The sequence below is a fragment of the Streptomyces sp. Y2F8-2 genome (assembly GCF_014905555.1).
GTDB classification, from domain to species: Bacteria; Actinomycetota; Actinomycetes; order Streptomycetales; family Streptomycetaceae; genus Streptomyces; species Streptomyces cynarae.
In genome coordinates this window covers 365932-392025 of record NZ_BNGS01000004.1, presented here as the reverse complement: position 1 = coordinate 392025, position 26094 = coordinate 365932, and the positions used below count along the sequence as shown (strand labels likewise).

27 protein-coding genes are annotated in these 26094 nt (G+C 68.8%); 16 read left to right on the top strand and 11 right to left on the bottom strand.

The window, feature by feature from the left end:
* Positions 1–125: 125 nt before the first annotated feature.
* The gene (locus tag SY2F82_RS16110; RefSeq protein ID WP_200419761.1) at positions 126–977 is read right to left on the bottom strand and encodes an NmrA/HSCARG family protein; all 852 of its coding nucleotides are present in this window, start codon (positions 975–977) and stop codon (positions 126–128) included.
* A gap of 384 nt (positions 978–1361) precedes the next feature.
* Here SY2F82_RS16110 and SY2F82_RS16105 point away from each other — a divergent pair, with 384 nt between their 5' ends.
* Together SY2F82_RS16105 and SY2F82_RS16100 are read left to right on the top strand one after the other, a co-directional pair.
* Positions 1362–2087 carry an alpha/beta fold hydrolase gene (locus SY2F82_RS16105; protein WP_200419760.1) on the top strand — a complete coding sequence of 242 codons (726 nt, stop codon included), beginning with the start codon at positions 1362–1364 and terminating at the stop codon, positions 2085–2087.
* A gap of 179 nt (positions 2088–2266) precedes the next feature.
* A complete protein-coding gene (locus SY2F82_RS16100) occupies positions 2267–3112 on the top strand; it encodes an alpha/beta fold hydrolase (protein ID WP_200419759.1) in 846 nt (281 codons plus the stop codon).
* A 41-nt stretch (positions 3113–3153) separates the two neighbouring features.
* On the opposite strand, the gene SY2F82_RS16095 is transcribed toward SY2F82_RS16100, so the two are convergent.
* Positions 3154–3882 (bottom strand): DUF1345 domain-containing protein, encoded by a 729-nt coding sequence (locus SY2F82_RS16095; protein WP_200419758.1) that lies wholly within the window; start codon positions 3880–3882, stop codon positions 3154–3156.
* Positions 3883–4054: 172 nt separating this feature from the next.
* On the opposite strand from SY2F82_RS16095, the gene SY2F82_RS16090 reads away from it, so the two are divergent.
* The 4 genes from SY2F82_RS16090 to SY2F82_RS16075 all read left to right on the top strand — a co-directional run bounded on the left by SY2F82_RS16090 (position 4055) and on the right by SY2F82_RS16075 (position 6825).
* Complete coding sequence (locus SY2F82_RS16090) at positions 4055–4384, top strand: antibiotic biosynthesis monooxygenase (RefSeq protein WP_200419757.1); 330 nt, start codon at positions 4055–4057, stop codon at positions 4382–4384.
* A gap of 147 nt (positions 4385–4531) precedes the next feature.
* Positions 4532–4879 carry a DUF1330 domain-containing protein gene (locus SY2F82_RS16085; RefSeq protein WP_200419756.1) on the top strand — a complete coding sequence of 116 codons (348 nt, stop codon included), beginning with the start codon at positions 4532–4534 and terminating at the stop codon, positions 4877–4879.
* A 126-nt stretch (positions 4880–5005) separates the two neighbouring features.
* A complete protein-coding gene (locus SY2F82_RS16080) occupies positions 5006–5839 on the top strand; it encodes a DUF1206 domain-containing protein (protein ID WP_200419755.1) in 834 nt (277 codons plus the stop codon).
* Between the two features lie 191 nt (positions 5840–6030).
* On the top strand, positions 6031–6825 hold the full coding sequence (locus tag SY2F82_RS16075; protein ID WP_200420031.1) for a polysaccharide deacetylase family protein: 795 nt from the start codon (positions 6031–6033) through the stop codon (positions 6823–6825).
* A gap of 39 nt (positions 6826–6864) precedes the next feature.
* Here the strand turns inward: SY2F82_RS16075 and SY2F82_RS16070 are convergent, their stop codons facing one another.
* Positions 6865–7491: an NUDIX hydrolase gene (locus tag SY2F82_RS16070; protein ID WP_200419754.1), complete on the bottom strand. Its 627-nt coding sequence runs from the start codon at positions 7489–7491 to the stop codon at positions 6865–6867.
* A gap of 183 nt (positions 7492–7674) precedes the next feature.
* Here SY2F82_RS16070 and SY2F82_RS16065 point away from each other — a divergent pair, with 183 nt between their 5' ends.
* Positions 7675–9093 carry a hypothetical protein gene (locus SY2F82_RS16065; protein WP_200419753.1) on the top strand — a complete coding sequence of 473 codons (1419 nt, stop codon included), beginning with the start codon at positions 7675–7677 and terminating at the stop codon, positions 9091–9093.
* Between the two features lie 65 nt (positions 9094–9158).
* Here the strand turns inward: SY2F82_RS16065 and SY2F82_RS16060 are convergent, their stop codons facing one another.
* The 5 genes from SY2F82_RS16060 to pip form a co-directional block, all read right to left on the bottom strand.
* Positions 9159–11249 carry a site-specific integrase gene (locus tag SY2F82_RS16060; RefSeq protein WP_236041498.1) on the bottom strand — a complete coding sequence of 697 codons (2091 nt, stop codon included), beginning with the start codon at positions 11247–11249 and terminating at the stop codon, positions 9159–9161.
* A gap of 371 nt (positions 11250–11620) precedes the next feature.
* On the bottom strand, positions 11621–12913 hold the full coding sequence (locus tag SY2F82_RS16055) for a site-specific integrase (protein ID WP_236041496.1): 1293 nt from the start codon (positions 12911–12913) through the stop codon (positions 11621–11623).
* 56 nt (positions 12914–12969) lie between these two features.
* Positions 12970–13182 (bottom strand): hypothetical protein, encoded by a 213-nt coding sequence (locus tag SY2F82_RS38840; RefSeq protein ID WP_236041494.1) that lies wholly within the window; start codon positions 13180–13182, stop codon positions 12970–12972.
* Complete coding sequence (locus SY2F82_RS38835; RefSeq protein WP_236041493.1) at positions 13179–13529, bottom strand: class I SAM-dependent methyltransferase; 351 nt, start codon at positions 13527–13529, stop codon at positions 13179–13181. Before SY2F82_RS38835 ends, SY2F82_RS38840 begins: the two co-directional genes overlap by 4 nt.
* A gap of 97 nt (positions 13530–13626) precedes the next feature.
* A complete protein-coding gene (pip, locus tag SY2F82_RS16045; RefSeq protein WP_200419751.1) occupies positions 13627–14589 on the bottom strand; it encodes a prolyl aminopeptidase in 963 nt (320 codons plus the stop codon).
* 380 nt (positions 14590–14969) lie between these two features.
* Between pip and SY2F82_RS16040 the strand changes: the two genes are divergently transcribed.
* Positions 14970–16160 carry a PP2C family protein-serine/threonine phosphatase gene (locus SY2F82_RS16040; RefSeq protein WP_236041491.1) on the top strand — a complete coding sequence of 397 codons (1191 nt, stop codon included), beginning with the start codon at positions 14970–14972 and terminating at the stop codon, positions 16158–16160.
* Positions 16161–16184: 24 nt separating this feature from the next.
* Here the strand turns inward: SY2F82_RS16040 and SY2F82_RS16035 are convergent, their stop codons facing one another.
* Positions 16185–16946, bottom strand: a complete 762-nt coding sequence (locus tag SY2F82_RS16035; RefSeq protein ID WP_200419750.1) for an ATP-binding cassette domain-containing protein — start codon at positions 16944–16946, stop codon at positions 16185–16187.
* A 213-nt stretch (positions 16947–17159) separates the two neighbouring features.
* Here SY2F82_RS16035 and SY2F82_RS16030 point away from each other — a divergent pair, with 213 nt between their 5' ends.
* Both SY2F82_RS16030 and SY2F82_RS16025 read left to right on the top strand, forming a co-directional pair.
* Positions 17160–18194, top strand: a complete 1035-nt coding sequence (locus tag SY2F82_RS16030) for a substrate-binding domain-containing protein (protein WP_200419749.1) — start codon at positions 17160–17162, stop codon at positions 18192–18194.
* An 83-nt stretch (positions 18195–18277) separates the two neighbouring features.
* Positions 18278–19288, top strand: a complete 1011-nt coding sequence (locus tag SY2F82_RS16025; protein ID WP_200419748.1) for an ABC transporter permease — start codon at positions 18278–18280, stop codon at positions 19286–19288.
* 31 nt (positions 19289–19319) lie between these two features.
* Here SY2F82_RS16025 and SY2F82_RS16020 read toward each other — a convergent pair whose 3' ends face one another.
* The gene (locus SY2F82_RS16020) at positions 19320–20171 is read right to left on the bottom strand and encodes a hypothetical protein (protein ID WP_236041489.1); all 852 of its coding nucleotides are present in this window, start codon (positions 20169–20171) and stop codon (positions 19320–19322) included.
* A 335-nt stretch (positions 20172–20506) separates the two neighbouring features.
* Here SY2F82_RS16020 and SY2F82_RS16015 point away from each other — a divergent pair, with 335 nt between their 5' ends.
* Complete coding sequence (locus tag SY2F82_RS16015) at positions 20507–20995, top strand: universal stress protein (RefSeq protein ID WP_200419747.1); 489 nt, start codon at positions 20507–20509, stop codon at positions 20993–20995.
* Between the two features lie 100 nt (positions 20996–21095).
* Here SY2F82_RS16015 and SY2F82_RS16010 read toward each other — a convergent pair whose 3' ends face one another.
* Positions 21096–21782 carry a hypothetical protein gene (locus SY2F82_RS16010; protein WP_200419746.1) on the bottom strand — a complete coding sequence of 229 codons (687 nt, stop codon included), beginning with the start codon at positions 21780–21782 and terminating at the stop codon, positions 21096–21098.
* A 325-nt stretch (positions 21783–22107) separates the two neighbouring features.
* Between SY2F82_RS16010 and SY2F82_RS16005 the strand changes: the two genes are divergently transcribed.
* From SY2F82_RS16005 to SY2F82_RS15985, 5 genes are all read left to right on the top strand, one after another.
* Positions 22108–22809 (top strand): hypothetical protein, encoded by a 702-nt coding sequence (locus SY2F82_RS16005; protein WP_200419745.1) that lies wholly within the window; start codon positions 22108–22110, stop codon positions 22807–22809.
* A gap of 61 nt (positions 22810–22870) precedes the next feature.
* Positions 22871–23491 (top strand): hypothetical protein, encoded by a 621-nt coding sequence (locus SY2F82_RS16000; protein WP_374707170.1) that lies wholly within the window; start codon positions 22871–22873, stop codon positions 23489–23491.
* Between the two features lie 101 nt (positions 23492–23592).
* The gene (locus SY2F82_RS15995; protein WP_200419743.1) at positions 23593–24270 is read left to right on the top strand and encodes a hypothetical protein; all 678 of its coding nucleotides are present in this window, start codon (positions 23593–23595) and stop codon (positions 24268–24270) included.
* A gap of 154 nt (positions 24271–24424) precedes the next feature.
* On the top strand, positions 24425–24670 hold the full coding sequence (locus SY2F82_RS15990; RefSeq protein ID WP_200419742.1) for a ferredoxin: 246 nt from the start codon (positions 24425–24427) through the stop codon (positions 24668–24670).
* Positions 24660–26054 carry an NAD(P)/FAD-dependent oxidoreductase gene (locus SY2F82_RS15985; protein WP_200419741.1) on the top strand — a complete coding sequence of 465 codons (1395 nt, stop codon included), beginning with the start codon at positions 24660–24662 and terminating at the stop codon, positions 26052–26054. Before SY2F82_RS15990 ends, SY2F82_RS15985 begins: the two co-directional genes overlap by 11 nt.
* The last annotated feature ends 40 nt before the right edge of the window (positions 26055–26094 follow it).

The following is a 26094-nucleotide window of genomic DNA, read 5'->3' as shown; positions in this document are numbered from 1 at the left end:
CACCGCCCGGCCTCCGGACCCGCTCCGGCACCTGACGCGTAGGTCCCGGTCCGGGCATCGGACGGTCATTCAACCATGAAAGACATCAGGGCATACTTCGTGATCTGTGAGCGTGCGGGGTCCCCTCAGCGGGCGCCCGCGAACGTGCGGCGCGCCCAGTCGGTGAAGCCGGTCCAGGAGATGCCGGGATGGGCGTCATGCAGGGCGGGGATGTCGACCTGGTAGCCGGGCCCGTTCAGGAACGTCCACATCGCGTGCATGTCCGGATCGCCCACCGCAGCCAGCGGGACCGGCACATGGCGGACTTCGCGTCCCAGGGCCGTACCGAGCGCGGCCGCCATGTCGGCGGGCGTCGGGGCGTCACTGGCCAGCTCGATGCGGTGCCCTGTGTACGGGCCGGCGTTCAGCAGCACTTCGGCCGCGAAGGCACCGAGGTCGGCGCGGTCGAGCTGCTGCAACGGCCGGTCGGACGGCAGCGGCAGGTCGAGCGCCCCGCCGAGGATCCGCTCGGCTCCGCCCAGCGCGTTGTCGTAGAAGTATGTCGGCCCGAGGATCGTGTACGGCACATCGCCCGAAACCAGCTCGGCCTCGATGCGCGCCTTGCTGTCGAAGTGCGGCACCCCGCTCTCCTGGTCCGCCCCGGCCACCGAGCTGAACACGAGATGCGGCACGCGCTGCTCGTGCGCGGCGGCCAGGATCGCCAGCCCCTGGGCCACCTCGGCCTCCAAACCGGCCTCGAAGGGAGTGGTGAACGCGAACACCGCGGCCACCCCGCGCATGGCCGCGGCGAGTGACGCGCGGTCGCTCAGGGACCCCGCCACGACTTCGGCGCCCCGGTCGGCCAGTTCCCGCGCGGCGCCGCGCGCGGGATCCCGCACCAGCGCCCGGACCCCGGCCCCTCGGGCGAGCAGGGCCTCGGTCACCGCCCTGCCCTGGCCACCGGTCGCGGCAAGCACCAGGATCGGCTCGTCGACCATCGGGAACTCCCTTCTCGGGGACACACTCGGCAGTTGATCACTGGCCGGGAACTCCACGGTATCCATCCGCCCCGCACGACGCGCTCAGCCCGGGCCGACAGACGCGGACAGGTCAGACCTCGTGCACGGACAGGCAAAAAGCATGTGCCGCTCCTCCATACCTTTGCGTTGGCGCCGGCGGCTCTCCGCCGGCTCGGAACCATCGACGGGTCCCCACGGCGGCATTCCTGGCACGGGGCACCCGCCGTCCCCGGACCCCTCTCTTGCCGCCGTCTCCCCGGACCTCTCATGCCCTGGTGATCCGCTAGCCCGCCCCATCGGACATCACGCCCGTCCCGGCATCGGGCACATCGACCGGTCACCACCATCGACAAGGAGTCATCCATGACCGATTCCGGCAGCCCGACCGTCGTCCTGGTCCACGGTGCTTTCGCCGACGCGTCGAGCTACGCCCGTGTCATCCCCGAACTGATCGCCCACGGCCTGGACGTGGTGGCCCCGGCGGTGCCCAACCGCAGCCTGCTCGGTGACGCCGAGTACATCGCCACGCTCGTCCGCCACATACCGGGCCCGGTCGTCCTGGTGGGACACTCCTACGGCGGTGCGGTCATCACCGTCGCCGGCGCCGAGGACAACGTCCGGGCGCTCGTGTACCTGGCCGGCTACGCGCTGGAGGAGGGCGAGAGCCTGGGCGAACTCCAGGGACGGTTCCCCGATTCCGACCTGGCCAAGGCGCTCGTCCGCACCCCGTTCCCGGTCGAGGGCTCGTCCACGCCCGGCACCGACGTGTCGGTCGAGATCGACAGGTTCCCGGCCATCTTCGCAGCGGACGTCGACCCCCGCCTCGCCGCCGTCCTCGCCGTCTCCCAACGCCCGCTGGCAGCACAGGCGTTCAGCGAGAAGGCGCCGGTGGCGGCCTGGAAGACCAAGCCCTCGTGGGGTCTGGTCGCTTCCTCCGACCACACCATCAACCCCGACGTGGAGCGCTACGGCTACCGGCGGGCCGGTATGACCACGATCGAGGTCGACTCCTCGCACCTGGTGATGCTCGCCCATCCCCGGCGTGTCACCGAGTTGATCGTCGAGGCGGTCCGGGCCACCGCTCAGTAGGGCTTACCGGCGTCCCGGCCGCCCTTCGGCCGCGGGCCACACCCGTCGGCTGCCCGGCGGCCATCGGCCGTCCGGAACCGAACTGAAGCCGACGCCGACTCCCCCTGGCCGGCAGCGCTCACACGCGCGCGTCCACCCGCCCGGGGGAGGAACCCTGCCACCACACGAGGAAGTGAAGGATGAACGCACCGATCTCCCGCCGTACCGTCACCGTCTCCCTCCTGGCCGGCGCGGCCGCCCTGGGCACCGCCGGGCCCGCCTTCTCGGCTTCGTCGGCGGCGGCCGACGGGCCGGCCCGTCCGCACCCGCACGAGGGCAGACCCACCATCGTCCTGATCCATGGCGCGTTCGCCGACGCCTCCAGCTGGAACGCCGTCGTCGAACGGCTGCAACGGCGGGGCCACCACGTCCTGGCACCGGCAGTGCCGCTGCGCGGGCTGACGAGCGACGCCGCCTACATCGGCAGTGTGCTGGACAGCGTTCCGGGCCCGATCGTGCTGGTGGGCCACTCCTATGGCGGATCGGTCATCAGCCTCGCCGCGGCCGGCCGCCCCCGGGTCAAAGCGCTCGTCTACATAGCCGCTTTCGTGCCGGAGGTCGGCGAGAGCGCGCTGGAGCTCACCGACAAGTATCCCGGCAGCACTCTGGCGCAGGCCACCGCGGCCCAGTACTACCCGCTGCCCGGAGGCGGGCAGGGTGAGGAACTGGTCATCGTGAAGAAGCTCTTCCGGGAGCAGTTCGCGGCCGGTGTGCCGATCACGACCGCTCAGGTGATGGCCGTGGGACAGCGTCCCATCGCCCTTGCCGCGCTCCAGGAGAAGGCCACCGCCGCCGCCTGGAAGAAGATCCCCAGCTGGTACCTCGTGGCCAGCGAGGACCGCAACATCCCGCCGGCGGCCGAGCAGTGGATGGCCGAACGCGCCGGCGCCCACACCATCAGGGTCCGCGCGCCGCACGCGGTCGCCGTGAGCGATCCGAGCCCCGTCACCGAGCTGATCCTGAGAGCGGTCCGCTCGACGCGCTGAGCGCATCGCTCCCGCACCGCCTCCCCGGCCAGGATGCCGCTTCACCTGAGGATGTTCACCGCCCGTGCCACCACCAGCGCCACGGTGAGCAACGAGATCGATGCCTGCGACGCCATCAGCAGCTTGGCCCAGCGGGACAGCGGCATGGTGTCGGTGGGGCTGAAGGCGGTCGCGTTGGTGAAGGAGACATAGAGGTAGTCGGCGAACGCCGGTTCCCAGTCCGCCGGCGCCAACTCCCCGCTCTGCATCTGGGGGAAGAGGAAGTCCGGGTAGTCGTGGTGTCCGGCGGCCCGGGCCGCCGGCCCGCCCCTGTCCCACTCCCAGTACCACAGAGCGAAAACGATGACGTTGGTCAGCCAGATGCCCGCCCCCGTCATCAGCAGCGCCCTGGCATCACTGCCCTCGGTACCGCGTACCAGCCCCCGGATCAGCAGCGCCGCCGACCAGCCGTTGGCGACGCTGACGAGGGCGGCCAGCGCCAGCCCGCCCGCGCGCAGCAGCGAGGCCCCCCGTCGCGTACCGGTCCGGAAGGCCCACAGCAGCACGATCAGCAACAGCAGCTCCAGCGTGGGCAGGAGCCACACCGGCCGAAAGGCCAGCCGCTCGGGGAGCAGGAGTTGCAGGGTGACCGCGGCGAGCACCGCCGCGCTGACGGCCCAGCGCGACTCGTCACGAGTGGGCCGGCGCCAGGCCGGCTCCTGGCGCGCCGCGGTGAGCAGTTCCTCCAACCGGGCGAGTCGCTCGTGCAGGGCCCTTGACTCTTCGTTCACGACCCCAGTGTGACGTCACGGCGACGAGACCGATCAGGGGCACCCGCCAGGCGCGAGGACAAGCCCCGTAGTGGACCTGCACGCCTTGGGGCGCGCGGCGTGCCACCGACCGTCCGCGTGAGCGCCACGAGCCGCTCCGCGTCCGCCGGCCGGCCTGCGGCAGGATGGGACCATGAGCGTAGTCAAGATCAACGTACTGACCGTCCCCGCAGAGCAGCGGGAGACGCTGGAGAAGCGCTTCGCCTCCCGGGCCCACGCCGTGGAGAGTTCCGACGGGTTCGAGTGGTTCGAGCTCCTCAGGCCGGTCGAAGGCACCGACAACTACCTCGTCTACACCCGGTGGCGGGACGAGGAATCGTTCCAGGCCTGGATGGAGGGCCCCATGAAGGCGGCCCACCAGGGCGGTGACGCGGCAGGGGGCGAACGCCCCAGGCCGGCGGCGAGCGGGTCCACGCTGTGGTCCTTCGAGGTCGTACAGCAGGCGGCGCCCAAGAGCGCGTAGGCCGGCACCGGCGGGAAAGTGGTCACCGGCCCTGGACGGCAGGCACACGCCGCCGGCCAGGGCCGCTTACCTCTGAGGTCATCGACCCGGAGCGGAGCGCATGCCACGATCGTCGGCGTACGGAGCCCGGCCGACCGGAAGGACGCCATGACCGCCTACGTCATAGCCCACCTGCAGGAAGCCGCCCCGCACCCGGAGATCGCCGAGTACATCGAGCGCATCACCGCCACCTTCGCCCCCTACGGCGGCCGGTTCCTCGTACACGCCACACAGCACGAGGTGAAAGAGGGCAGCTGGCCCGGACACGTGGTCGTCATCGGTTTTCCCGGCCTCGCAGAGGCCCGGGCCTGGTGGGACTCCCCCGCGTACCAGGAGATCGCACCGCTGCGCTCCCGGCACATCGACGGCGACATCATCCTGGTCGACGGCGTCAGTGACACCTACGACCCCGCCGGCACCGCACGGACGATGCGGGAAGCCATGCGCACCCCCTGAACAGGGGAACGGAGGTGCGTGCGATCGGGATTCACCTCCCCTCCGTATCCGCCGCTCCTCCCCGACGCGAATACCGCCCCGGTGTGTCGACGCGGGGCGGGGGCACACGGATTCGGGGAGGTCGAGATGAACACGAGTGCCATGGCCCATACCCGACGGATGCGGGCCGGGGGCGAGGTCGGCTCACTGACGCAGGCCGCTGCCCGGGCGGGGCTGACCGCCCGGGGAGTGATCTACGTGCTGGTCGGCGTGCTGGCGCTGCGGATCGCGTTCGGCGACGGCAGCCGGCAGGCCGACCGCAGCGGCGCGCTCGCCGAGATCGCGCAGGAGCCGTTCGGTGCCGTACTGCTGTGGGCGCTGGGCATCGGGCTCGTCGGCATGGCCGTGTGGCGGTTGTCCGAGTCGCTGTTCGGCGCCGTCGGGCCGGACGGCCGCAAGGTGAGGAAACGGCTGCTGGCGCTGGTCCGGTGCGTGTTCTACGCGTTCGTCGCCTATTCCGTGCTGTCGTTCGCGACCGGTTCCGGCACGGGTGGCTCATCCAGCGACGAGCAGTCCCGGGACGTCACGGCGAGGGCTCTGGGGGTGTCCGCCGGTCAGTGGATCGTGGGCGCCGTCGCGGTCGGCATCGTCGTGGCGGGGGTCTGGATCGGGGTCCGGGCCGTCCGGCGCAAGTACCACAAGGACCTCAGGCTCGGCGAGATGTCCCCGGGTCTGAGGCGACTGGTGGACATCGCCGGCGTGGGCGGAGGCGCGGCGCGCGGACTGGTGTTCGCCGTGGCAGGGGCCTTCGCGCTCCGCGCCGCGGTCGATTACCGGCCCGACCGGGCCAAGGGGCTGGACGACACACTGCGGTCGTTCGCCGAGACCCCGTTCGGTCCGTGGCTGCTGGTGCTCGTGGCCGCCGGGGTCGTGCTGTTCGGCCTCTTCTCCTTCGCACTGGCGCGCTGGCGCAGGGTCTGAGCGTCGGCTCTCCCTGTCGTGGAGTCGCCGGGGAGACAAGGCAGTTGGATCCGTGGCCTGATGGTCGCCGCCGCTCTGTCGTGAAATGCCCGCGGAATTGTCCGTGATCGGTAACAGACGGATCCTGCACCGGTCTTCCTCCGTCCTGATGAGTGCACATGACCACAGGGACGAAGAGGAGCGGGGCGGACATGGCGCGGCGTGGCGGACGGGGATGGTACGGGCGGGTGCTCGCGGCGGCGGTCGGCGTGACGGCGGTGGCCACCGCCACTTCGGTGTGGACCGCGCAGGCCGGCCCCGCCGGGGAACCCGGCGCGCGAACGGACGTCCTGGTGCGCCCCTCCGCGCCGAACGCCCCGGACCGGGGCGCCGCGGGGACGCCGGTGTCCGCGGACATCGTCCACGCCTCCGACCGGGGCACCCACGCGGTCAACATCACCATCGACGACGGGCCGGACCCCGTGTGGACGCCGCAGGTGCTCCAGGTGCTGCGGGACAACGGAGTGAAGGCCACGTTCTGCATGGTGGGCACGCAGGCCGAGGCGCACCCGGACCTGGTCAAGGCGGTGGTGGCGGCCGGGCACCGGTTGTGTGACCACACGGTCTCCCACGACACCACCATGAACACCAAGTCCGAGGCCTACCAGTCGCAGCAGATACTGGACGCCGAACGCTCGATCACCAAGGCGTCGGGGGGCGTTCGGCCGCAGTACTACCGGGCCCCGGGCGGCGCCTTCACGCCCTACAGCCGCCATCTCGCCGCATCCCACGGAATGCGGCCACTGGGCTGGAACGTCGACTCCAAGGACTTCGAGCGTCCCGGCACCGCCGCCATCGTGGCCACCGTCAAAAGCGAGATCCACAACGGTCCGACCCTCCTCTTCCACGACGCGGGCGGGGGCCGCTCCCAGACCGTGGCCGCCCTGCGCCAGCTCCTGCCGTGGCTCAAGCAGCAGGGATACTCCTTCGGCTTCCCCGTCCGCTGAACGCCGCCCACGCGACGGGAAGTCCGAGTCTGCCGCTTCTCAACCGGCCATCGACGGCGTGCCGTTGGAGCCCAGCGGGTGGAAGCGAGCGGGCGGATGGTCGATCGGCAGCTCGGGGCGCCATGCGGTGAGGCATTGGGCGCTCGGGACGAACAGGCCGTTCGGGAGACGGTCGAGCGGCCACCACCGCCAGTCGCCGACCGGCTCCCCAGGCTGATCCGCGGGCTCTCCGTCCCAGACGGTCACCACGGCGGCCACGGTCGCCCTGACCACATCCCCGACGTCGTCCAGGAGCATGCCGAGCAGTACGACGTCCTCCTCCCGCACCGTGCAGCCGGTCTCCTCCCTCACCTCGCGGACGACGGTCCGGGTCAGGGTTTCACCCGACTCCACGGTTCCGCCGGGCAGTTCCCAGGTGCGTCGCCGGTGCCGGCCCAGCAGAACGCCGTGGGGCGAGTGAAGGATCGCTCCCACCCCGAGGGCGGTGTTCGGCGGGGGCGGGGTACTGGTGCGGGGCCGGCTGGTGACCCGGGTGCGCCGACGTGCGTGGAACACGCTGCAGGAGACCGGACTGCCGTCCGCGGGCGGCGCGTTCAGGATGTCCACCCGCTCGACGATCAGGCCGTGCTCCTCCAGGAGGTCCTCCCACAACTCCGGGGCGAGCACCTTCTCCGAACCAAGGGCGCTAGGGTGCCGCGTCGGTTGCGCGCGAATCCGAGCGCAACCCTGACCCGTGGTCGCGCGTGCGTGCCGGCCTCGAGATCGAATCGCCTGCCTTGCTATGCGCTCCTAAAATGGCCTTGAGTCGTCAATTTTGTCTCGGAAGCTAGGCGCGAGCAGGAGTCGACTATGACACAAGCCGGACGCCCCGTAGCCGTAGTTGGAATTTATCCGGATATACCCAAGCACTACTTGCTACTTTTCGATTCCATTGTAATGAACAGTGTTGAAGCCGCCCTCGATGCGTACGCAATGGCGCCTGATCTAGATGTGCAGCGGAGCATCGCCGACATACGATACCTCCAGGAAAGAGGCATCCTCCAACTAAGGATGCCATCAGAGGAGATCAGCGAGCAGTACGAGGAAGAACTTCTCGAATACCTGTTGGCAGTTGAAGAGTCGACACCGATTCACCTGAACTTGCCCGGCCCGCCGGGACTGAATGAATTGGTAGAACGAACAAAGGGGGAACTGCGAAGCGCCAAGGAACAAGAAAAGGCTCAATCGGTTGAGAGCCGCAAAATTGATGCCCGGGCGAGACTGACCGCCATCCAGCTCCGTCTCGAGGGACTCAACGCTGTGCCGATCTTGTCCTCTACAGGACCAGGAGAGGGAAGCGGCCTGACTCCTGCGGATGTAGCAGAGATTACCCTTAATGCCCTTCCTGTCCCCTCGCAAGACACCCCCATTGAATCCATCCTGGAATTCCGTGATGACGAAGAAGCCATAGGCACTCTAGCCTCTCTTCACCGATGGATGCGAAAGACGGCAGTCCAAGCTTCATCCCTCCAAGAATTGAAGGATGAACTTGACGAATTGCTCTACATGCATACCTGCCACCTGAAGACTCATCGCATGAAGTACAAGAATGCCAGACTGAAGACTATTGTCACTGCCCCCCTGGAAATTCTGGAAAGCATCATCAAGTTCAAACTAAGCGGACTTGCGGCGAAGCCATTCGAGATGAGAGAAGCGCGCATCAACCTTCTTCAGGCAGAGCTGATGGGGCCCGGCGGCGAGGTAGCTTTCATTGAGAGGGCGGGAAGGCAATTCACGCCGGCAGCGGCGGACTCAACCCAAAAATCCACGCCGAAGCGCAGAAAGGGAAAAGTAACCCCCTCCATCGAACAGAATGTTAATGAGTGTGCCGAGCTCCTTCGACAGCAAGGGTACGAGCCACAGGTTTCCGGGAATCTCATCACATTCGAAATTAACGGCTCAAAATACGCCGTACCTAGAGACCCTGACGACGTCACCTACTACCGGGTCATTTATCCCGACTTCTGGACAGTGAACCAAGACGAGGAAGAGGAGGTGGTGCTGGTACTTTCCAACTTGGTGGCGCTTAGCCGCAAGGGGGTGCGGATCGTCTTTGACTCAGAGATAAAAAGAGCCTCTGCGTCAACGGAAATGCTTTTCAATGAGCCCGCCGACTTCGTTTCCCACCTTCCAAGGATTCTGGGAATGATCCAAGCGGGCGTTGAACTTTTCGTTGACGGAATGGTGCATTGGCGTGACACGCAGGGCTCGCAGCCGGACGAGGGTTGAAATATTCAATTCATAGCGGTCCCTCCCATGTCGTCTCCTGTGAGGGCTAGCCGAAGCTTGCGGCCCTATGGCTCGGTCGTTTTATCAGTTTCGCTCGTGCGGGCGGCGAGCTGATCGAGGGATGGGATTCCTAGGAATACGGCAGATTCTTGGCGTTGATGTCTCGCGTCTAGCAATGCGATCTTCTCTTCTGCTGCCGAGAGGCTGGCGGATAGACCTTCAACTTCTCCGATCCAACCTTCCCTTTCAGCTTCGGCGATTCTAGCGCTAAGATTTTCGCAAATCTCTTCCAGCCTTGGCCTCTCGTCGGGACCAACGATGAGAACTGGACAGCGGACGCAAGCGTGCTCATGTGCGCAGTCCGTTCCGTAGGCGCGGCCACATTCACCGAGGGCCAGTTTCCGCCGCTCCCAGTGCCCTAGGAATTCATCCCACTCCTCGCGAGAGATCGCCCGATATTCCTCTGTCGGTCGCATCTGGCGACGCCGAGCGATGAATGCGCGATGGGCCTCGATGACGTCCGAGGGATAGATGGCGGCGTACCCCATCGTCGTGCTGATACTGTCGTGGCCTGCGATGACCTGGGCGATATGGGGTGGCAGGCCGTTGAGGATGGCATCGGTGATGAAGATTCTCCGGAAGTCATGCGGCTGGAAGTGCAACGGCTCCCCATTGTTGTCAAGAAGTCCGGATGCTTCAAGGGTGTCGTTTAGCGCCTTGCGGATGAACCCGCCAGAGACGGGACGCTGTTCACTACTGACTTCCCATTGATAGAGAACAGGCATGGGAGGATTCCAGGTATTTTCATGCATGTCGTAAGTGGGGATGGACTTAATCTTGCCATCTGGCTGCCTCACCCGGGTGACTAGAGCACTGAGAACGTCTGCAAGCTCCGGGTTGATCAGCAGGAGACGTTCCTTCTCTGTCTTCGAAGGGGCGATCTGAAGGAGCGGAACGATTTCCCCGTTGGTGGGAAGTCTGTACCGGATGATGCTGTGGTGGCTGAGTTCCAGAAGCTCCTCGATCCTGATTCCCGTGTGCCGGAGGATCTCAATGGTTGCCCAGGCGAAGAATGCCTGTTTCTCTTCTGCGCGGGGGTTTCTGCGGTTCCCGTGTTCGTCCCAAACGCGTCCGGGGCGCCCGTCAGTCCGACGCGAGCTCTGCGGGAGAATGAAGGTCTCACCGATGACGGTGACCGTGCTCCCCAGCGGGGCGGCGTCGATGGCGTCGAGCCGGGCCTTGGCCTCCTTGAGGCGGCGCTCAGCTGCTCGGACGAGTTGTGGCAGGACCGGCAGCCGCTCACGGGTACGGCGATCTGACCTGGTCTTCCTCTCCTGCTCCATCTTCTTGGTGCCGCAGTCGCCTTCGCTGATCGGACACGGCGCGGCCCAAGGACCCCACCTCTCCGGCTCGTCGAGAGCCCACTCTCCGATGTCCATGTAGAACGCCCGCACGCTCATCTTCACCATCGCCGCGCTGACCCGCGGCTCGGTGATCTTGACCATGGTTCCGTCCGGCTGACGCCGGCGCGTGGTCTTCACCGCGATGCGGGCCTTCCAGGCGTCGGCCACTTCCGTCGGCAACCGAAGACTGTCGATGCCCGGGTGGTGGTGTTCAAGATCAGCCCAGAATGCGCCCACCAGGTGACTGACCAGGACTTTCAAGCTGGTGTAGTCCAGCGCGGCTTGCCGCTCGGTGAGGTAGTCGACGAGGAGGTTGCGGACTGGCCTGCAGCGCAAGGAATATCGGTCGACGAGACCTGCCGGCCCAACCTGGCCGCTTCGGATCGCGAGGTTGTGAAGAGTGGCCGGGGCGTCGGTCGGGAACTGGCCGCGGCCGCGGAGCCACGTGTAAGCACGAAGGACGGCGCTGGTCTGGGCATTCTGGCTCGCCTTGATTCGGACCAGGGCGAGCAGGTCGCCGACGACGATGTCGTCGACGCCGCCGCCTTGGGCCGCGATGATCGTGGCGATGGCCTTCAGGGCCTCCGAGGCGGGGGACGTGGCCAGTTCGCGTGCGGGAATCTGGGCCGACAGTCGGGCGAATCCCTCCGGATCGCGCGCTGCTTGCACGGTATGCCGAAGGTGACGCGAGGCGTTGGAGGAGAGCCACTCCAGGCTGGGTCGGATGATGTCCGCACTGATCAGAGCCAGCATGCCAGAGGACGCTGCGTCGCGTCGGGGCCTCCTCCCCTGAGCCAAAGCCCATTGGACGACGCCGTCGATCCAGCCGGCGTATGTGGCCGCGGCAGGACTGGTCTCCCATCGCTGCTGCCATGTGTAGCCCGGAAAGGTCTCCAGCCAGCCCAGCAGTAGACGGGCGCCTACCATCCGGGACGTCTGTGCACTTGGGGTCGATGCCCGGAAGGGAGGCCGCTGGAGTCGGTCGAGGACGGCTTCGCGGGAGCCTTCAGTTGCCGGCCAGGAACTCACACGGGGACGAGGTGGAAACGCCCGCAGCAGGGCCGCTGCTTCCTCGCCGCTCAGTTTGGCCGGTGCTGGGGCATCCGAAGCGACCAGGAGGTTCGTCACGTGAGTGGGCCTCCGAACAAGACGCTGAGGGAATCGGGGTTGTAGGTCGGCGAGGGCAGAGCCGCTGGCGGGCTGTCGCGTCGTTGCTGCTGCCGGGCGTGGTGGGCGAGACCTGCCGCGATGACATCGTCCCTGGTGGGGCGGTTGTAGATGTCCAACGTCGCCAGGTGTTTGTGGCCGAGGATGTGTTGCACGTAGGCCGGAGGCATGGACGGGTCGTCGAGCATGAGGAACGTCGCCGTATGCCGCAGATCGTGGAGGGTCCAGTTGGATCCCAGGAGCTCGTTAGCGCGGTTGAACATCATGCGGGCCGCGTCGTACTCCAAGGGCCTCCACGGGCGGCGCAGGGTCCACCACAGCGGCTGATTGCGTCCTCGCAGGACGCCCTTCTTCCAGGCGTCCTCTTGATAGAGGCGCAGCCAGACGAACGCGTCGGGTGTAGCGGGCAGTTCCTGGTACTCACGGGAGCCCTTGCGGATCACACCGATGGTTTGCTGGCCCACGATCGCGTCGCCTTGCTTGGAGGTGAGGAGTTCCTCGGCGCGGGCGCCGGTGGCGACCCAAAAGGCCAGCAGAGCCCGGTCGCGGTGCGAGCGAAGACCGGCGAAGACCTCGGCGTATTTGTCGTCGGGGATGCGGCGTGGGATCCGCTTGGGCACCGTGGGTCGGTAGAGGCCGGTGCGCTGCTTCTTGTGTTCCTTCTCGGGGTTGTGGTGGGCGTTGGCTCGGGCTGAGCGCCGATTGCGAACGAGAGGAAACGGGTTGACCAGCAGTGATCCGGTGTTGCGCTCTAAATGGAATTCGTAGAACGACCGCAGGACCGTCTCGAAGTGTGCCCGGGTACTGGGGGCGTACTTCTTGCCGATGGTGGGCTTCCCGGTCACCGGGTTCGGTGTCCCCGGCAGCGGCCGACCAGCCCGGGACGGCGGGGGTATCTCAGAGGGGTCCTTGCCACGGTGACGCCAGTGGACGCGTACTGGCTTGTCCGCGAGCTTCATCCACAATGTGAAGTCCCGGGCATCCTCACGTGTAGCGCGATCCCACTCGAGCCCGAATGCCCACAGATAGCGCCACCACCGCAGCAGGTCCATGCCGTACGAGCGCGGCGTAAGCGGCGAACAGTCTGCTGCGATCAGATCCTTGAAGTACACAGTGGCCGGCTCGACGGGCCTCCCGAGCGGGTCTAGCAGCTGGCAGGGCGCCCAGGGGTCTCCCGTCTCCAGTAACTGACCGATCTCGGGCAGGACAAACCTCTTGAGGTCCCTTCCGGGACGTTGCTCACCGGGCATGGAGGGAAGCTAGCAGAAACCTCAACTGACCTGCGAAGACGCGTGAGTTAGTTCGGTCAACACACCCACATCTGCACGGTGAGCCGGCCGCCGCCGGCCAGTGGAAGGGTTTCCGGGCGGGGGGCGACGGTGCTCCAGGGTCCGTGGCCGTCGGAGTCGGTGTGCAGGACGGAGAACACCAGACGGCCGCCCGGAGCGAGCGCGGCCGCGACGGCGGGCAGCATGCGCCGCGGTTCGACGTAGGCGAAGCCGTGGATGGAGTAGATCACGTCGTACGGCTCCGCCTGCGCAGGTGGTCGACGGCGTCGGCCAGGATCAGGGTCAGCCCCGGCAACCGGCCGTAGCGGGCGGTGGCCCGCTGGTGCTGGGTGGGCGAGGCCTCGACCGCGTCGACGACCGCCCCGTGGTCCCGGACCAGGTGCGTGGCGTGCTTGCCCAGGCCCGACCCGAGGTCCGCGACGCGTCGGCCGCGCAGGTCGCCGAGGACCTCCGCTCCTGGACCGCTCGGCCAGAAACCCCAGGCGAGGCGGTCCACTTCGGGCACATGCGTGCCCCTGGCCAGATGATGGGCCCCGTAGGTGGTCCAGGCTGCCGAGTTCGTCGGTTCGGCGTCCACGGTGCCGTCCTTTCCCGGCGCGCGGGCCAGCGTCAAAGGGCAGGGCGTGACAGCGGAGCGAGCTGGTCCCGCGACCGGGGGGCGGCGCGCGGCACGGTCAGTGGTGTGCGTAGGCGTCCGTCGCGGCTACCAACGCGTCCACCATGCCGGGTGCCCCCGTCGTGTGCCCCACGTCGTCCACCACGATCAGCTCGCTGTCCGGCCAGGCGTGGTGGAGCCGCCATACCGTGCCGAGCAGATTGCCGAAGTCCAGACTGCCCTGGACCAGGGTGCCGGGAATGCCTTTCAGGAGGGGGGCGTCGCGGAGGACGACGCCCTCGTCGTTGCCGTCGCCCAGGAAGTGGTCGTTGCCCCAGTAGTGGGTGACCGTGCGGGCGAAGCCCATGCGGAAGACCGGGTCCTCGTAGCGCTCGACCGAGCGCGGCGGCGCCGGGATCGTCGCCGTCTCCCAGTCGGTCCATGCCCGCGCCGCACGGGACCGTACCTCGGGATCCGGTGACTCGATCAGCCGGTTGCAGGCCGCCGCGAGGTTTCCCTCCCGGTCCTCCTCGGGCAGCGCGGCCAGGAAGCGCTGGAAGGCGTCCGGGAAGAACCGCCCCAGTCCCCTGGTGAGCAGGGCCACTTCCCGGTTCGAGCCGGTCGCGACCGCGGTCAGGACCAGTTCCGACACCGCCTGCGGGTGCGTCTGCGCGTAGCGGAGCCCGAGCACGGAGCCCCATGACACACCCCAGACGAGCCATCGTTCGATGCCCAGGTGCCGCCGCAGCCGCTCCAGGTCGGCGATGAGGTGGGACGTCGTGTTGACGTTCATGTCGGTGCCGTACGCGCTCGCGTGCGGGGTGGAACGGCCGCAGCCGCGCTGGTCGAGCAGCACGATGAGGTACGCCGCCGGATCGCAGTACCGCCGGTATCCCGCCCCGCATCCCGAACCGGGACCACCGTGCAGCATGACCGCGGGCTTGCCGCGCGGGTTTCCGCAGACCTCCCAGTAGACGCGGTTGCCGTCACCGACGTCGAGCATGCCGTGGTCGTACGGTTCGATCTCCGGATACAACCCCATCGCAGCACCGTAAGGCCTGCGAGGGCACTGTCGCTCCCCCTTTTCCCGCGCCTTCGGGGCACCACGACCGGGCGGTCCGCGCCGAGCGGTTTCCGCCGGCCTGCCGTTCTGCGCGGTGCGGCTCGGCATCCCTCGCACGGATCACAACGTCTAGGATTGCACTGAAGATCCGGGTATGCCCCGCCCGAGCGGTCGTCGGATGGCTCTGTCGAGCCGCACCGAGCCCGTGGTCTTGATCAGGCTCTGCCAGGAGTTCTCGTGAACAGGCCGTGTGAAGGGATCCGCCCGGGCTGCGGCCCGGTCCTGCGAGGCGCCCTCGCGCGCCGGCCCGGTTGCGCGGTATGTCCGCCGCCCCTGTTCCGTGCCGACGGGAGGGTGCGATGAGGTGGTCGGCGCGCCGGGAGGCCGAAAGCCGCCGGGCGCCGCGGCTCAGCAGCACCGGCCTGCAGATGCCGCGTCCGCCTGTGTGGCTGCGCTGGCTGCCGGCGATCTACGTCGCGGGCGTCCTGGTGCTCGAGCCGGTCACTCCGGTGCAGTGGCCGGTGAGCTTCCTGCTGATCGCCCTGCCCGTGGTCGCCGCGTACGCCCACGGCCCCGCCGCCGTCGCCGCCGTCACGGTCTTCGCCGTCGGGTTCGAGGCTCTGCTGGCCGGCACCCCGTGCTGCGCGGGCCGCGCCGTGGGGTATCTGTGGGAGCGCCACTACGTGGCCTCGTACATCTCCACCGTGCTGGTCGGCCTCCTCGGCACGATCATGGCCGCGAGCCGGACGCGTCGGGAGCGCACGCTCGCCACCGTACGGTCCGTGGCCGAAACCGCACAGCGGGTGCTGTTGCGCCCCGTGCCGCGGCGCCTGGGGCAGGTGTCGATCGAGACGCTGTACCTGTCCGCCGCCGCGGAGGCGCGGATCGGTGGTGATCTGTACGAAGCGGTGCCCACCGCGCACGGGGTCCGCCTCCTCATCGGTGACGTCCGGGGCAAGGGCCTGGTGGCGGTGGAGACGGCCGCCACGATGCTCGGCGCCTTCCGTGAGGCCGCCCATGACGAACCCGACCTGGCCGGGGTGGCGCGCCGGGTCGAGCGGAGCATGACCCGCAAGGCCACGGAGCTCGCGGGCAGCGAAGTGGCGGAGCGCTTCGTCACCGCGGTGTTCGCCGAGGTCCCCGATCACGAGCCCATGGTCCGCATCGTCAACTGCGGCCACCCCCCTCCCCTGCTCATCGGCCCGAACGGGGTCACCGAGCTGGACTCGGCCGATCCCTCACCGCCCATCAACCTCGGCGTTCTGGTCGGGGACGACTACCACGTGGAGGTGAGCCCGTTCCGTCCCGGCGAGCAGCTGCTGCTGTACACCGATGGCGTGACGGAGACACGCGACCGTACGGGGGCGTTCTACCCGCTGGCCGAGCGGGTCCGGTCGTGGGGCGCTCTGCCTCCCGGTGAACTTCTCGACCGTCTGCACCAGGATCTGCTGGCCTACAGCGACGCGACCCTCGACGACGACACCGCCGCCCTCGCCGCCTACCGCCTTCCCGGTGACCTCCACGGGGAGAGCGGACCGCACCGGCGGTGACCGTCGCGCCGTCGCGGTGGCCGGTCAGGGGCTGCTGGTGACGCCGATGATCGAGGAGATGATCCGGTCTTGGGGGGTGGTCGGCACATGGAAGAAGCCGTTGTTGCAGCCGAGCCGCAGCACCGCGGCACGGTCCGCGAGGGCCTTGACGTCTCCCATGTTGTGGCTGATGAGGATCACACCGACCCCGTGCTCGCGCAGTTCGTCGACCAGGTCGAGCACGTGGCCTGCCTGCTGGACGCCGAGTGACGCGGTCGGCTCGTCCAGGAGGACGGCCTTCGGTTCGCCGAGCAGTGCTCGGGAGATCGCGACGGTCTGCCGCTGGCCTGCCGACAGGGAGGCGACCGGGGTGCGCATGTCGGGGACGCGGATGCCCATGGCGTCCAGCTGCCGCCGTGCCTCCCTGCGCATGCCGCCCTTGTCCATCAGCCGCAGGAGACGGCCGAGGGCGCCGGGGCGCCTCTGTTCGCGTCCGAGGTAGAGGTTCTCGGCGACATCGAGGCCGTCGCACAGGGCCAGGTTCTGGTACACCGTCGCGATACCCAGGTGGCGGGCGGCCCGGGGCGTCCTGATCTGCACGGCCTGGCCCTCCCACTCGATGACGCCCTGGTCGGCGGTGACGACGCCCGCGATGATCCGGACGAGAGTGGACTTGCCCGCGCCGTTGTCCCCCAGGAGGGCGACGACCTCCCCCCTGTGGACCTCCAGCTCGACGTCCTTGAGTGCCTGGACGGCGCCGAACCGCTTGGAGATGCCGCGCAGCGCCAGCAGAGGCGGCTCAGTCACATGAACCTCACCTTCTGCGTACGGCGGGGTGACGCCGTACGGCCGGACTGATCACCAGGGTATCCGAGCCATGGCCCCTTTCAGGACGGATAAGGCTTGGAGGGGCAAGAGCGCCGAATACCCGTTATCTGCGCATTTACTAATAATCTCGGCTCATGATGGAGGTCACAGAGGCTCGTGTGACGCCGGCTCCGGCCGGAGGAGGGCTGACCCATGGCACACGACCGTGCGGGCCACGAACGCACCCGGCGGCGCCGCCGGCGAGGGGTGACGCTCCTTGTGGCGGGGGCGCTGGTGAGCGGTGCCGTCGCCTGCGGCGCGGCGAACGGCAGCGGTGGCCGGGGGGCGCACCAGATCACCATCGGCCTGGTGACCAAGACCGAGGCCAATCCGTTCTTCGTGGCGCTGCGCCATGCCGCCACGGCCGCGGCGCACAGGAACGACGCCCGGTTGATCGCTCTCGCCGGCAAGTTCGACGGGGACAACGAGGGACAGGTGAACGCGGTGGAGAGCCTCATCGCGCGCGGCGTGAAGGGCATTCTCATCACGCCCTCGAACACGACGGGAATCCTGGGCGCGATCAGGGAGGCACGTCGGCAGGGCATCATGGTGATCGCGCTGGACACCGCGACACAGCCGGAGAACGCGGTCGACGCCACGTACGCGACGGACAACTTCAAGGCCGGCCGCCTGCAGGGGGCGTATCTCAAGGCGGTGCTCGCCGGCCGGGCTCCCAAGGTGTTCATGCTGGACGGCACGCCGGGCTCGGAGGTCAGCCAGGACCGCCACGACGGGTTCCTCGACGGCTTCGGGCTCAAGGACGGCTCACCGGCGCTCATCGGCCAGGCGAACGCCAACGGCGACCGGAACACGGCACAGGCCGCGACGGAGAACCTGCTGCTGCGCGCGAGCGACGTCAACACCATCTACACCATCAACGAGCCGGTGGCGGGAGGCGCGTACGAGGCCGTCACGGACCGGGGGCTGACCCGCCAGGTGACCATCGGCTCCATCGACGGCTCATGTGACGGGGTCCGTGACGTCAAGGCGGGCACTCTCGCGGCGACCGTCATGCAGTTCCCGGTCAGGATGGCGACCGACGGAGTGGACGCGGTGGTCGCTTTCGCCAAGAGCGGGAAGAGGCCGTCCGGTTTCACGGACACGGGCACGGTGCTCATCACGGACAGGTCGGTGCGCGGTGTGCCCTCGCAGAGCACGGCCTGGGGGCTCCAGAACTGCTGGGGATGACGTACTCCAGTCACCCAGTCACCCAGTCACCCAGTCACCCAGTCACCGACTCACCGAGCGGGTCGAAGGGATCGGAACAGCACATGAGGTCACCCGTCACCACCCACGCCGCCGGCGGTGATGCGCGCCCCCGGCCGCGGGACATGCTCCGGTACGCCTTTCGCACGCCGGCCATCGGTCCGCTGGCGGCTCTGGTCGTCGCCGTGGTGGCGTTCGCGGTCACCACGGAGACGTTCCTGACACCGCAGAACCTGTCGCTGGTGCTGCAGCAGTCCATCGTGGTCGGCACACTGGCGCTGGGCCAGTCACTGATCATCCTCACCGCGGGCATCGACCTCGCGAACGGCGCGATCGCGGTGCTCGCCACGATCGTCATGGCCAAACTGGCCTTCGACGGCGGCAACCCCGTGACGGCACTGGTGCTCGGCCTGGTCGCGGCGACCCTCGTCGGACTGGCGAACGGGCTGCTCGTGTCCCGGCTGCGCCTGCCGCCCTTCATCGTGACGCTGGGGGCGCTGACCGTCGTCTACGCCGTCGCCAGACTGTACTCGCAGTCCCGCAGCTATCCGGTGACCTCCGGCCTGCTCCTCTTCTGGGGCAACCGTCTCGGCATCGGCGGTGTGTTCCTCACCTGGGGGACCTTTCTGCTCGTGGGCCTGTACGGGTTCTTCTGGTACGTCCTCACCCAGACCGCGTGGGGCCGGCACATCTACGCCGTCGGCAACGCACCGGAGTCCGCCCGCCTGACCGGCATCGACGTACGGCGCACGGTCCTCTCGGTCTACGTCACGGCCGGGTTGCTCTACGGCGTCGCCGCCTGGCAGTCCCTCGGCCGTATCCCGAACGCCGACCCCAACTCGTACCAGACGGCAAACCTGGAGACCATCACCGCGGTCGTCCTCGGCGGCACCAGCCTCTTCGGCGGCCGCGGAAGCGTCATCGGCACGCTCATCGGGGCGCTCATCGTCAATGTGCTGCGTTCGGGACTCACCCAGGCGGGTATCGACAGTCTCTACCAGGATGTGGCGACCGGAACCCTCGTCGTCGTGGCGGTCGGTGTGGACCAGATCCTCCGCAGGAGCGGCCCGCGGTGATGCCGGGCGCGTCACGGCCGGTTGAGGGACGTCAAGGTGTTCCGGTCGGTGTGTCCATCGAGTTCGACGAACCGGTGAGCGCGCGCTGCTGGGGCAGCTTCACAGCTGACGGCTCGTCATACGGGCTGGGAGGTGCGGTGATGGTACGTTCGCCGTCGCCCTGCACCGGCTCCTTGGCGGGCCCGCTCCCGATCCGCAGTACCGACCACACCCGTCGTCGCAGGCTGCGGCCGTGTCCGTGGAGCAGTCCCAGGGCGATCGCCGCGGCCACCGCTATCAGGTGCTCCCGGCCGGCCAGGTTCGGTATGACGATGGACTCCCACACCATCGACCCGCCGGTGAGCGTGAACACGATGGGGGCGCGCCGGACCACGGAGAGGTAGGTGAACAGGCCCACGACCGCGGCGGACGGTCCCGTGTCGAGTACCCGCCCGATCTCGGGCGGCAGTCCCAGCCCCCACCAGCCCGGCCCCAGCGCGATCATCACCCGTACGGTGAGGGTGCCGGCGAGGGTGGTCGCGTACGCGACGGCCAGTGTGCGGGCGCGGCCCAACGCCAGTTCCGCCAGGGCGAAGGCGAGGAACAGCTGGGTGATGCCGGCCCAGACCGGCAGGTCCAGGGCCGGGACGTACAGCGACACGGGGGTGCGCAACAGGGCCAGCCACAGCGGCAGATCGGCGTAGACGCCGCCCAGGAGCCGTACCGCCGCCGCGCCGGTCGGATGCTGCGCGACCGCGTGGAAGAAGATCACACCGAAGGCCGCGACGAAGGCCAGCACGAGCCCGGACAGCCCGCGCCGCAGCAGTTGCCGTACCGGATCGACGACGATACCGTGCCACTCACCCCGCACCGTGCGCACGATGAACAGCGCGAACCGGCGCACTGCGACGGCCGCTCCGTTCCAGGCGCCGTCGCCTGTGGCGGACGGCGCCCTACCGCCGTGTGGTCCGCTGCCCCGTGTGCCGTGGTCCTCGGCACGGTTGTGAGGCCTTTCCACCCCTTGACGCAAGGACTTCCCCCCCAACGCCCCCAGAGCGCACAATTGTACGGGTCTGAAATCTAGCCTCCCGTCCCGGTGATGCCGGGTTGCGGACCCCGTGTCGCGGTGGGCGGTTCGGGCCGGTGGCCTTTCCGGCCGGGCTTCTTGCCGCCCCTCGGCGTCGTGGGGATTCTGCACACGATCGGCACCCGACCCACCACGCCACACCGGAGCCGCCCATGAGCGCCGTCGTCTGGATCACCGAAGGGACCTGGCCCGCCTGTGTGGACGCCGCGCTCGGCCGCGCCGCCCCCGGCGAGGAGATCGTGCTGCTGTACGTGCGCGACGACACGGTCGCCGAGACGGCGCACGGCGCGTTCGCCGGGCTCCTCGGCCGTGGTCGTCCCGAGCGAGATCCCGGGCACCGCATCGAGGGGCTGTCGGAGTCGGCCGCGCGGAGCCTGCTGGATGCCGCGGCGCGGCGTCTGGGGCGCCCGGCCCGCCAGGTCCTCACCCATGGCCGTACCGAGCGGAAGGTCGTCGAGGAGGCCACCGGTGCGGATCTGCTGATCTGCGCACGGGACGGCGACCGTTCCCGGCTCGGCCCGCACAGCCTCGGCCCCGCCACTCGCTTCGTGGTCGACCACGCGCCCTGTCCTGTTCTGCTGGTGTGGCCGGAAGAGGCCCCGTCGACGGAGTTGCCGCCGCCTCCACCGCCTCATCGCTGACTCAGCGAGTCACCGTGTCACCGAGGCCCGGACAGACCGGAACCCCGGCCCGATTCCGGCGGGCCGGGGTTCTCGTTCTCCATGACAGGCGGTGACTCGGTCAGTCCCAGTCGTGGCCGTTGTCGTGGCCGTTGTCGTGGTCGTTGTCGTGGTCGTTGTCGTGGTCGCGGTCGTGGTCGCGGCCGTAGTTGCAGCGGTCGTAGCCGTCGCCGTCACCGTCACCGTCACCGTAGCCGTAGCCGCCGCCGCGGCGGTCGCAGATCACTCGGAAGCTGCCCACCACGCCGTGCTTGACCTTCACGCCACCGTGTACGCGCCGGGGATGCACGCCGTCGCTCTGGCTCCACGGGCCGACGATGGCGATGGGAGCGCCGTTGTCGCAGGTGACCCCGCTGAACACCTCGACAGTCTTGTGGCTGTCGTTGACGATGTTCAGGCTGTTGGAGCCGAGGCCGCTCACGATGGTGACGCAGCCGTCCACGACGGCCGGGTAGTCCCGCTCGTTGATGTGGATCCTGCCGAGGTAGTGGCGGTGGTGGTGGTGGTGCCGGTAGTGGTGCTCGTGGCCCTCGTTGCCCTTGCCGTTGTTGTTGTTGTTGTCGTTGTTGTTGTTGTTGTTGTTCCCGTTGTTGTTGTTGTTCCCGTTGCCTTCGAGGGCGGCGGCCTGCTGGACGACCGCGGCCGAGCGGGCGGGCTCCGAGGCGGCCGAGGCGTAGGTGATACCGGTGGCCACCAGGGCCGCACCAGCCGCGATCGCGGCGGTCACTGCAGTGGAACGCGTTGCCATGTCACTTCTCCTGTCTCAGACACGTCGGCTGTGAACCGATGCGAGACTGAAGTTACATATCGCCGCGAATACGGATCGATTCGACATACCGACCATATGACGAACAACCCTGTCGGAGTAACGGTTCATCATTTGTCCATGGGGGCAGCAGACCTTGAGCGCCCACTTGAGCGCCGGCATCCAGCGCTGATGAGGCGTCAGCACCCCGCCGGTGACGACGGACAAACCAACCGAGGAACAAGGAGCTCCTCTCGCTCGTACCATCTGTGCACCGGGGGGACACTGTGCAGCAACATCGCCGTAGGCGAGAAAGGTGAGTCACGCCATGTCCGAGACCACGACCGCGACTTCCGAACTGACATCGCAGTACGCCGCCCAAGTGGCCGGCGATCTCGAGCGCAACGTGAAGGAGCAGGAACGCATCAGTGCCGAAATCACCGCCCTGCAGGAGCAGTTGGCGACGCTGCAGCACGACCACGCGGTGCTGGTGACCATGCAGAACGCACTCGGTATTCCGACGGCACCCGTAGAGCCCGTCGCCGCGCCCGACAGCGCCACGGTGCCCGCTCCGCGGAAGAAGTCCCCTGCCGGATCCGGTACGGGCAGGCAGCCACAGGCGAAGAAGAAGGCCGCCGCCGGGCAGACGCGTACGACGGGCCGGAAGACCGCCGGCAAGAAGGCCGCGGGCAAGAAGACGGAAGCCACGAAGGCTGAGACCACCAAGACGGCGACCGCCAAGACGGAGGCGACGAAGGCGGGCCAGCCCACGCTGGTCGAACTCGTGCGCGCCCACCTCAGCGAGCAGAGTGAGCCGCGTTCCGCCGCGGAGGTCGCCGACGCGCTCGGCAAGGCCCACCCCGAGCGTGGCATCAAGACCACCGTCGTGCGGTCCACGCTCGAAGGGCTCGTGGCCAAGAAGCACGCCCAGCGCACCAAGCAGGGAACCGCTGTCTTCTACACCACACCGGACGCCACCGAACCGACCACGGCGAGCGAGGCCGAGGACGGGGCGGAGCAGGACCGCTGAGGCCTCCCGGTATGGCTCGTGCCACCTTCCGGCGATCGCTGGGGTCGCCGGTATGGGTGTGATGCGTGTGCTGCTGATCGGCGGGACCTCGAATGTCGGGAAGTCCACTGTCGCCCGGGAGTTGGCGGACGGACTCGGGTTCGCGTACCGATCGACGGACGGGCTGGCGCGGCACCCGGGAAGGCCGTGGCGGACTCCGGAGCGGGAGGTGCCGGCGCATGTCACCGAACACTACGCGGCCCTGACGGTCGAGGAGTTGACCGAGTGCGTGCTCGGTCACTACGAGCGACTCCGGCCTCGCGTCGAGGAGTTGATCGCGGCCCATGCCGATGAGGACGGCACCGGGCCCGGACTGGTTCTCGAGGGGTCGGCGCTCCTGCCCGATCACGTGGCGCGGTTGCTGAGTTCGGGCACGGGTTCGGGCACGGGCGCGGTATGGCTCACCGCGGACGTGTCCGTCGTACGGGCGCGGGTGCACGCGGCCGGGCAGTACGACGCGGCCACGCCGTCGGAGCGGCTTGTGATGGACAAGTTCGTGGCCCGTTCCGAACGCTTTCAGAACATCGTCCTCGACGCCGTCGACAGGCTCGGGCTGATCCGGCTCGACGTGGGTGACGGCCGGCCGGTCGTCGAGGTGGCCGACGCCGTGCTCGACGCCGTCGACGTGCGGGACAGGAGGTGAGCCTCGCCGAGGACGATCTGCCGTTCGGACGCGTCCTGGTGGCGAGCCTTCCCGCACGGCGGCTTGCTGGTGCCAGGGGCACCGGAAGGAGTGAGCCGCGTATGACCGAGACCTGGGCGGGGCAGCGGGCGTTGCAGACCCCGCGGGCCGCCGGGCTGGCCGGAGTCGTGTTCGCGCTGCTGCTCGCGGCGGCCATGGTGCTGATCCGGCTGTCGATCCCCCAGGGCGCGGAGTCGGTCACCCTGCAGGGGCTCACGGACCCCACGCGGCGCAGCGCGGTGAAGGCGGCGCTCGCGCTGGTGCCGTTGGCCGGTATCTGCTTCCTGTGGTTCATGGGGGCGCTGCGGGCCCGTATGGGTGAGGCCGAGGACCAGTTCCTCGCCACCGTGTTCCTCGGCAGCGGGCTGGTCTTCGTGGCGACGCTGTTCGGGGCGGCCGCGGCCGCCGCGGGCGTGCTGGCCACCACGGACGCGCCCGGCGGCACTCCCGGCCTGCCCGCCTGGAATTTCGGCCGCCACTTCGCGTACACGCTGCTGACCGAGTACGCGACGCGGATGGCGGCGGTCTTCACCTGCTCCACGTCGGTCATCTGCCATCGCCTGAGACTCCTGCCGCGGTGGCTCAGTCTGCTGGGTTTCCTCACCTTCCTGACACTGCTGTTCGTCCCGGCCGGTGTGCCCTGGTCGGAGCTGGTGTTCCCAGGGTGGTCGCTCCTCGTCGGCGCCTTCCTCTTCGCTGCGGGCCGCAGCCCCCGGCCAGGCACCACCGCGGTGTCGTAGCGGGCGCCGGCCGGTCACTCCTTCGGCGCGCCCCGGCGGGCGCGGCGCCGTCCGGTCCGGCGATGCTGGCGTGGGGGAGCTGACCGCCGTCCGACGGTTCCGCCGCGCAGCAGCGGCGCCCCGCGGACCTGGCCGCCGAAGGGGCGGAGAGCTCATGAGGCTTGTCGTCGATCTCAACAGGTGCCAGGGATACGCACAGTGCGCGTTCCTCGCACCCGATGTCTTCGCCCTGCACGGCGAGGAGTCGCTGGTCTACAACCCCCACGCCGAGGAGGGGCAGCGGGAGAGGCTGGCGCGCGCCGTGGCGGCCTGCCCGGTGCAGGCCATCCTGGCCGACGGGCTGGACGATGTGGGCGAGGAGCCCGCCGAGGCCGGGCGGGAGACGTCCCATGCCCGCTGAGGACTTCCTTCAATGGCTCAGGCGCGAGGGCCGGATCGTCATCGTGGGGGCCTCACTGGCGGGGCTGCGGGCCGCCGAGACGCTGCGCGCTGAGGGCTTCGCCGGCTCGCTCACCATGATCGGTGACGAGCCGTACGAGCCGTACGACCGGCCGCCGCTGTCGAAGGCGGTCCTGCTCGGCAAGGCGTCACCGCACCGCACCGACCTGCCCCGGCGCATCGAGATCGACGCCAAGTGGCGCCTGGGTGTCGCGGCGACCGGCCTCGACATGACGGCCAAACGGGTACGGCTGGCCGACGGGGACGAGGTGGAGTACGACCGGCTGCTGATCGCCACCGGTGTGCGTGCCCGGCCCTGGCCGAAGGAGTCGGAGGCCCAGCTGGACGGTGTCTTCGTACTGCGCACGCGTGACGACGCGGCCGCCCTGCTGCGGAGGCTGCAGGCCTCCCCGCGCCGGGTGTTCGTCATCGGCGCCGGATTCACCGGTTCGGAGATCGCCTCCGCCTGCCGGGCGCAGGGCGTCGCGGTGACCCTCGCGGAGCGCGGGGGCGCACCGCTGGTGGGTGCCCTCGGCGGGGTGATCGGCGCGGTGGCCGCGGAGCTGCAGCGGGAGAACGGTGTGGACCTGCGGACCGGCGTCATGGTGACCGCATTGGAGGGCGACTCGATGGGTCGGGTGCGGGCCGCCCATCTGTCCGACGGCAGCGTCGTCGAGACGGACGTCGTGGTCGTCTGCCTCGGCGCGACCCGCAACACCGAGTGGCTGGAGGGCTCCGGGCTCGGTGCGGGGCCCCGGGGCATCGCCTCCGACGCGGGCTGCCGGGCCTTCGACTTCAGGGGCATCGTGACCGACGACGTCTACGTCGCCGGCGACGTGGCCCGCTCTCCGCATCCGCTGTTCGGCTATCAGTTCCTGTCGCTGGAGCACTGGGGCAACGCCGTCGCACAGGCCGAGGTGGCCGCCCACAACATGATCAGCAGCGGTGCGGACCGGCGTCCGCACGTGTGGGTGCCGGCCTTCTGGTCGTCGCAGTTCGGTGTGAACATCAAGTCGGTCGGCGTCCCGTCCATGGGCGAGCAGATCATGATCGCCCAAGGATCGCTGGCCGAGCGCCGGTTCGTCGGGGTGTACGGCTACCAGGGCCGGGTCATCGCCGCGGTGAGCTTCGACAACACGCGGTGGCTCCAGTTCTACGAGCGGCTGATCGAGACGGCCACGCCGTTCCCGCTGGAGTTCCCGACGGTCGACCGCCGTCCCGAGGGCCGCCAGCCGGTGCCCGCCGACTTCCCCGACCCGTCCCTGCCGACGCACGGCCCGACCGTGACGCTCAGCGGTTACTCGCCGAGCGACCGCCGTCTGGTGTTCACCCCGGCCCGCCACTGACCGCCACGGTCCCGCGCCCCCCGCCCTGACGGACTTCACG